Origin of the sequence: [Clostridium] ultunense DSM 10521 (genome assembly GCF_000511955.1) — a bacterium.
Classification (GTDB): Bacteria; Bacillota; Clostridia; order Tissierellales; family Tepidimicrobiaceae; genus Schnuerera; species Schnuerera ultunensis.
Genome location: NZ_AZSU01000003.1, coordinates 239,322 through 247,311, shown reverse-complemented (window position 1 = coordinate 247,311; position 7,990 = coordinate 239,322). Strand labels below are relative to the sequence as shown.

The following is a 7,990-nucleotide window of genomic DNA, read 5'->3' as shown; positions in this document are numbered from 1 at the left end:
TCCTGCTACAGAATTTGGACTTGATTTTGCTGATACTTTTAATACATCCATTAAAACATCCCCCTTAAGATTTGACTATCTTGGTTCAACAATTAACTTAATAGCTGTCCTTTCCTCACCATCAATTTCGATGTCGGTAAATGCGGGTATGCAGATTAGATCGATTCCACTGGGTGCTACAAATCCTCGTGCTATGGCTACTGCTTTAACTGCTTGATTCAAAGCACCTGCCCCAATAGCTTGGATTTCCGCATTGCCTTTTTCCCTTAATACTCCAGCCAGTGCTCCTGCTACAGAATTTGGACTTGATTTTGCTGATACTTTTAATACATCCATTAAAATATCCCCCTCTACACTATATTAATAATATATTTTATGTTTATATTATTTATTCTACAGATAATGTTAAAATCCTCTTTTATTTTGAAAAAATAATGAAAAAATCAAATTTTCGTTATAATTTAGTGTTTATAATATAAAAGCTTTTATTTAGCATATTCAATAGCTCTAGTTTCCCTGATAACATTTACCTTAATTTGACCAGGATAATCAAGTTCTGCTTCTATTCTCTTGACTATTTCCCTAGCCGTAAGAATAATTTCATCATCTCCTACATCTTCAGGCTTGACCATTATTCGCAACTCACGACCTGCCTGTATAGCATAAGATTTTTCTATACCATCGAAGGAGTTAGCGATTTCCTCTAGCTTTTCTAATCGTTTTATATAAGCTTCTAAAGTTTCTCTTCGAGCACCTGGCCTTGCAGCAGATATTGCATCTGCAGCTTGTACTAATACAGCTTCTACCGTATTAGGCTCTACATCTCCATGGTGTGCAGCAATACAATGGAGAACTTCCCTAGATTCTTTATATCTTCTAGCTAAGTCTACACCTATATCAACATGAGGTCCTTCTACCTCATGATCTACAGCTTTACCTATATCATGCAGAAGTCCTGCTCTTTTAGCTACCCTTATATCAGCTCCTAACTCAGCAGCCATAACTCCAGCAAGGTGAGCTACCTCAATAGAATGTCTTAGGACATTTTGTCCATAACTAGTTCTGTATTTTAACCTTCCCAAAAGCTTTATCGACTCAGGATGGAGGCCATGAATTCCAGTGTCAAATGCAGCTTGCTCTCCTTCTTCCCTTATGACATTATCTACTTCCTTCTTAGCCTTTTCGACCATTTCTTCTATTCTAGCAGGATGGATTCTACCATCAACAATTAATTTTTCAAGAGCAATTCGTGCAACCTCCCTCCTTATAGGGTCGAAACCCGACAACACTACTGCTTCTGGTGTATCATCTATTATTAAATCGATACCAGTCAAAGTTTCTAAGGTTCTAATATTCCTGCCTTCTCTACCAATAATTCTACCCTTCATTTCATCATTTGGTAAAGCAACAACGGTTACGGTCGACTCAGCTACATGGTCAGCAGCACATTTTTGGATAGCACAGGAGATTATTTCTCTTGCTTTTTTTTCTGATTCTTCCTTAGTTTTATTTTCCATCTCCTTAATAAGAAGGGCTGATTCATGAGCTATTTCCTTTTTAATATCGTTTAATAATAACTCTTTTGCCTCATCAGAAGTAAGGCCTGAAAGTCTTTCCAACTCCCCTAGTTGTTTATTATACAATTCTTCAATTAGAATCTCTCTTTCTTCCAACTCCTTAGATTTTCTATTAAGATTATCTTCCTTTTTCTCTATGGATTCAATCTTTCTATCTATAGATTCCTCTTTTTGTAATAAACGCCTTTCTTGTTTTTGAATTTCAGTCCTTCTCTCTCTGTTTTCCCTTTCATTTTCGATTCTTATTTTATGAATTTCTTCCTTTGCTTCTAGTAGAAGCTCTTTTTTACTCGTTTCAGCATCCCTATTTGCATCTTCAATAATTCTTTTAGCTAATTCTTCAGCATTGCCTATTTTTCTTTCACCGATGGTTTTCCTTATATAAAAACCAATAATGATCCCTATGATAGCTATTAGGATATTGATTATAAGATCAATAACGATGCACCTCCTATTCTATTTAATTTTCAAGTTTCATACCACATATTCTTTTAAATTAGATCATTAGGTAAAAATATAAACCGAGTAGCTTAGGCCTTCGGCTTATATAGCATACACATACAATTTTGTATATTTAGGTACGATTACATTTTATTACTTTTAAATAAATATGTCAAGAGTATTAATTAGGTGTTATCTTCTCTGCCCTACTCTCTGTTCCTTTCATGCTTACCCTATAAGCATTTGTACCAATAGAAGAAAGATGATTATTATGAGTTACCATAATAATTTGTCTATCAAACATTTCCGATGTTTTTCTTAGAAAATCTGCTACATTAAAAATATACTCTTCACTAACATGTTTAGCAGGTTCATCCAAAATAAGTGGTCCTTCTATTTTAGGCTTGTGAACCTGAAGGAATGCTATACGTAGAGCTAACGATATAATGTCTACAACCCCTCCACCCCTAGATTGTTCTGGCTTTGTTTTAATTATAGTATTATCTCCCTTGGTAATAACAAAGAATTCTGCATTAGGTTTTCCATATAATTCTTCAATTTCGATTTTAAACTCTATATTGCTCTCAAAAATATATTGCAAACAATTGGTTACCAAAGTTTCAATTTGGATCTTAGCTTGATTTCTAGCAAATTCAGAAGTTCTTTGTAAAAGGAGACTTACTTTCTCGTTTAAATCAATCTCTAATTGTATACTTTTTATTAAATCATTATATTCCTTCATCTGTTCTAATATTTTTTCTTTTTTCCCTAATTCTTTAGAAATATATGAATCAATTTTAGATATATAGCTATCTAAAGTTTCATAACTATTTATCATTATATCACTTCTTTTCTAAAATATCTTTTGGTAACAATGTATTTGCCTCCTTAAACAACCTATCTATTTCCGATCTTAATCTTTTAATCTCTTCTTCTAAGTCCTCAGGATTTACTCCTAATTCTTTCAATTCTTCAATTATTTCTTGCTGTTGATTATTAAGTTGCTCTAATCTAGCTTCAGCTCTATATTTTAGATTTTTAGCTTTTTCAAGGTTATCTCGCAAATCATTAAGTTCCTTTTCGTAATCCATTAGTTCTCCTCCTATCTATAATTATTAATAATCTCTTCGACTCTAAATTTATCTATATTGCTAAAGCATAGAGGACATACTTCTAATTTAATTAATATGTTTTTATACTGGTCTAATTGGCTTTCAATTTCTTTTATTAATTGAGATAATCCTTTTTCAACTTCAACCTTTCTATTTATGATTGTATCATACTTATTCTTATAGTCTACTAATTTTCCTAATTGTTTGTTTTTCAACTCTAATAAATCCTTTATATCGGATATATTCTCTATATTTGATAATTTTTCTATATAAACTTTGCCAATGGATAAGCTTTTATTAATATTATCTAATCTACTGTTTAAATTTAATAATTTTGTTATCTTCAAAAAATCTTCTTCGATTATAACCATACTTTTTTTAACTTTATCAATTTCCTTCAACTCATTCAAAAGCCTTTGGTTTTTTAATATTGAAAGATTAACCCCTTTCAAATTTGAGTTAGCTTTACTGAGCTTAGTTACCCTATCTAGAAAGACGTTTGCTGTATTAGCGATTTCTGAAATTTTTTCAATATTTATTAAAGATGCAAGCAAATTATTATTATATTCAATATCCTTTTTTATTCTATCCAATCGAATATATCTGCCAAAAATATAATTATAATTATTAAAATTATTGGTTAAATCTTTTTCAATATCCATAATCCTATTAAGATTTTCAAGTTTATTTAAATACTCATCAATCAGTATAATATCTTCATTTATCCTACTTAAATACTCAGAAATTTCAACCAGTCTATTTAATTTCATTTGACTATTATGAATGTGGCCTTTTATCCTTTTTAGCTTTTTAGTCTTTACTATTAATTCATCTAGGTAATCATATTCGGCTAAGCTATTTTGTAAACTTTCTAGCATTTCTTCATGGTTTTTTCTTTTAATATTTAAATTCCTGATATCCCTTAATGTATCCTTAAGAGCATCATCTATTATGTGAACGCCAACTAATCTGCCTATGGCATTAGCTCTAGTAGCATTTTTTTCAGAAAGCAAAAAGGGCCCTTCTAATTGTTCTCCAATATTTATTGAACTAGACTGATTACTATCTAATACTATTTTTCTCATAGATGATACATCAATAATCTCTTCAGGAACCTTAGTGCCGAAACCCTCGAATACCGTTTCTTCTCCCTTATTATTATATAGATAATAAGCATTTTTACTTTTACTTCTATACCTTTTTATTTTAGAACCATCGTTAAAAATTACCGTAACACTACATTCATTTTCTCCTTCTCTAATAAAAAAATCTCCAGAAGGTTCATTAAACAAAGCCCATTTTAATCCTCTAATTATGGCCGTTTTACCATGGTCTGATGGGCCAACTATAACATTTAAGTGTTGATCCAGTTCTATCTCTGTATATTTATGGGATTGAAAGTTTTCTAGAACGATTTTTTTTATATATTTCATATTAATATCCATCTCCTGAATTTTTCATTTGGGAATCAGATATCCGTTTAAGTGCTTCTATCTTTACTTTCTCAGATACTCCTTCAGTGTTAGAAACCTCCATCAATATTTCATTTATATCTAATTTTTCGAAATTGATAGCTGTATCTATTGACTGCTTGAATTCAAACAATCTTTCACTTTTGAAAATATAATTTTCAATCTCCTGTCTATCTAATACTTCTCCCCCTTTAGAGGCAGTTTTAAGCTGTATTAGCTCTACATCGATAGAGTCTTTTAAATCAATAAGAGCTATTTGAGGTATTCGTTCTATTTCAGCTAAACTATTAGTGACTCTTATTAAGCTTCCCGGATTTATGAAATATTTATTATTGACTTTTACTATTCCAAATCCAGAATGATAATGGCCAGACAAGGTAATATGTGCTTTTGTATCTTTGATATGGTCGATTAATGTATAGGGTATGCCCTTGATAAAAGGTTTGTTTAACAGCATACCATGAACTATGTGTATGCCATAATCTACATCCCCTGGAATATCTTCTACTATATAACTAGACCTGTTTGATTCATTATCAATATTATAAGTATAAGGTTGACCCGTTAACTGTACCTTAATGCCATTTTTATTTAAGTATATGATTTCATTTTCATTAATAATTCGAACTACTTTTAAAGTATCTAAAAGCCCAAGCATAGTCCTATTAATTGTATTAGGGTTATGACCATAAATATCGTGATTACCACAAACTATATATATAGGAACTTTAAAATCCTTTAGTATTGAAGCAAAATTTCCTACTATAGAAACGGATATATCTGGCCTGTCGAATAAATCTCCACCATGTAGTACATAATCAATATCATATTCTACTACTATTTGAATGATTTCTTTTAACTTTCTTTCTAATGTTTCAGGAAGATTATCCTTTCTATTCTTAGGTGTTGTGCCTCTTATATGAGTATCTGTTAAAAATAGTAGTTTCAAAAAATAACACTCCTTATAAATAAACCTCCTATATAGGAGGTTTATTTAATTTTTCTTATTATTTTTTTTATTCTCTTTGTCTTCATTATTATCTTCATCATCTGAGTCCAAATCGAATTTTTCTCTTATTTTTTTTTCAATTTCACGTGTAATATTAGGGTTTTCTCTTAAAAAATCTTTTGCATTTTCTCTACCTTGCCCTAGCCTATGTTCTCCATAACTATACCAGGAGCCAGATTTATTTATAATATCTGCCTCTACCCCAGTGTCTAATATGTTTCCTTCTTTAGAAATACCTAGGCCATACATGATATCGAATTCTGCTTGTTTAAAAGGAGGAGCTACCTTATTTTTAACAACCCTAACCCTTGTTCTATTACCAATTACATTATCACCTTGTTTTATAGAATCTACCCTTCTCACATCTAATCGTATGCTAGAATAAAATTTTAAAGCCCTACCTCCTGTAGTAGTTTCAGGATTGCCAAACATAACCCCTACTTTTTCTCTTAGCTGATTAATAAAGATTACAGTAGTATTAGATTTATTTATTGCCCCTGCTAACTTTCTAAGGGCTTGGGACATTAGCCTTGCTTGCAACCCCACATGGCTGTCACCCATCTCTCCTTCTATTTCAGCCTTGGGTACTAATGCAGCAACTGAATCTACAACCACAATATCAACTGCACCACTTCTTACCAACGCTTCAGTTATTTCCAGTCCTTGCTCTCCAGTGTCAGGTTGTGATACTATTAGGTTTTCAACATCTACACCTAATTTTTTTGCATAGTTTGGATCTAAGGCATGCTCTGCGTCAATAAAAGCTGCTATACCATCTCTTTTTTGTGCTTCTGCTATCACATGTAGAGCAACAGTGGTTTTCCCAGATGATTCTGGTCCATATATTTCAATAATTCTACCTCTAGGAACGCCACCAATACCCAATGCAATATCTAATTCTAAAGAACCAGTAGGTATAACTTCCATCTTAACAGTTTTAGTATCACCTAATCTCATTATCGACCCTTTGCCAAATTGTTTTTCAATTTGGCTAATAGCCATATCTAAAGCTTTATTTTTCTCATCTTTATTAGTCATATTTCTCCAGTTAAACTGGACTCACCACCCTTCACATTTTGGAACATGAGTTCTATAATAATTGTATAATAATTTTCTCATTTAGTCAAACAATAAATTTATTAACCCTATAGGATTTTTCTTAACTCATCAAAGGCTTTTAAGGCTGCTCTATTCTGAATAGATTTCCTATCTCCAGCAAAAATGGATTTGATAGCATAAGAATCTTCTTTAGTGGCAATTCCTATAAAAACCAACCCTACAGGTTTAGAACTAGACCCACCAGAAGGTCCAGCTATCCCAGTTGTAGACAAGGTTATATCTACACCAGTTTTATTAAGAAGTCCCCTAGCCATTTCTATGGCTACTTGTTCACTGACAGCTCCATATCTCTCCAATGTTTTTTTACTAACTCCTACTTCCTCTATTTTTGCTTTATTAGAATAGGTAATAATTCCCCTCTCAAACACTTCTGAAGCGCCTGGAATTTGGGTAAATTTAGAAGACACTAAACCACCTGTACAGGATTCGCAAAAGGCTATTTTCATATTCTTGTTCTTTAGCTTATTAAATACTATCTCTTCTATGGTCTCATCATCGCAACTATATATATATTTTGATATCCTATTCTCAACCTTTTTTACGATATCTTCTAATAAGATATTAACTTTTTCTTCTTCATAACCTTTTGCTATAATCTTAATATCCACCTGCCCTTCTTTAGCGTAGGTTGCTAATGATGGATTATCCTGGTCTTTTATTATATCCATCAATAAAGTTTCTAATGTAGATTCTCCTATACCAATGGTATTGATGGTCTTTATTTTAATAGTATAATCTTGTTGAATCATAGGTATTACATATTTATTAAACATCAATTCCATTTCTTTGGGTGGCCCTGGCAGCAATATTAACTTTTTTTCCTTCCATTCAATGTATATTCCAGGGGCAGTACCAATTTCATTGGTCAAAATCTTAGCTCCTTCAGGTAAGTAAGCTTGCTTAATATTGTTAGATGACATAAGTCTATTAGTTTGGTTAAAATAATCTTTTAAGCTATCTTCCATATTTTTATTTAACTCTAATTTAAGACCTAAAGCCTTACTAATTACCTCTTTCGTCATATCATCAGCCGTAGGACCTAAGCCGCCAGTAAATATTAGCAAATCTGATCTTTCTAATCCTATATTTACCACATCTTCTAATAACTTTGGATTGTCTCCTACAGAAGTATGATATAACACATTAATGCCGATTTCCCATAACCTTTTAGATAGATAGTAGGTATTAGTATTCAATGTACTACCTAATACTATCTCTGTTCCTACTGAAATTATTTCAGCATTCATTCTATTCACCTCA

At 31.8% G+C, this 7,990-nt stretch carries 8 protein-coding genes; all 8 read right to left on the bottom strand.

Going from position 1 to position 7,990, the window contains the following annotated elements; translation table 11 throughout:
* Positions 1-75 precede the first annotated feature (75 nt).
* Positions 76-336 carry a stage V sporulation protein S gene (locus CUL_RS0108340; protein ID WP_005582731.1) on the bottom strand — a complete coding sequence of 87 codons (261 nt, stop codon included), beginning with the start codon at positions 334-336 and terminating at the stop codon, positions 76-78.
* Positions 337-485: 149 nt separating this feature from the next.
* A complete protein-coding gene (gene rny / locus CUL_RS0108335) occupies positions 486-2,021 on the bottom strand; it encodes a ribonuclease Y (protein WP_035143026.1) in 1,536 nt (511 codons plus the stop codon).
* 178 nt (positions 2,022-2,199) lie between these two features.
* Positions 2,200-2,856: a hypothetical protein gene (locus tag CUL_RS0108330; RefSeq protein WP_005582729.1), complete on the bottom strand. Its 657-nt coding sequence runs from the start codon at positions 2,854-2,856 to the stop codon at positions 2,200-2,202.
* Between the two features lie 4 nt (positions 2,857-2,860).
* The gene (locus tag CUL_RS0108325) at positions 2,861-3,109 is read right to left on the bottom strand and encodes a hypothetical protein (protein WP_005582728.1); all 249 of its coding nucleotides are present in this window, start codon (positions 3,107-3,109) and stop codon (positions 2,861-2,863) included.
* Positions 3,110-3,120: 11 nt separating this feature from the next.
* On the bottom strand, positions 3,121-4,563 hold the full coding sequence (locus CUL_RS18000) for an AAA family ATPase (protein WP_005582727.1): 1,443 nt from the start codon (positions 4,561-4,563) through the stop codon (positions 3,121-3,123).
* 1 nt (position 4,564) lies between these two features.
* Positions 4,565-5,551 (bottom strand): metallophosphoesterase family protein, encoded by a 987-nt coding sequence (locus tag CUL_RS0108315; protein ID WP_005582726.1) that lies wholly within the window; start codon positions 5,549-5,551, stop codon positions 4,565-4,567.
* 45 nt (positions 5,552-5,596) lie between these two features.
* On the bottom strand, positions 5,597-6,649 hold the full coding sequence (recA, locus tag CUL_RS0108310) for a recombinase RecA (RefSeq protein ID WP_005582724.1): 1,053 nt from the start codon (positions 6,647-6,649) through the stop codon (positions 5,597-5,599).
* A gap of 107 nt (positions 6,650-6,756) precedes the next feature.
* Complete coding sequence (locus tag CUL_RS0108305) at positions 6,757-7,977, bottom strand: competence/damage-inducible protein A (RefSeq protein WP_025641132.1); 1,221 nt, start codon at positions 7,975-7,977, stop codon at positions 6,757-6,759.
* Between the last annotated feature and the right edge of the window lie 13 nt (positions 7,978-7,990).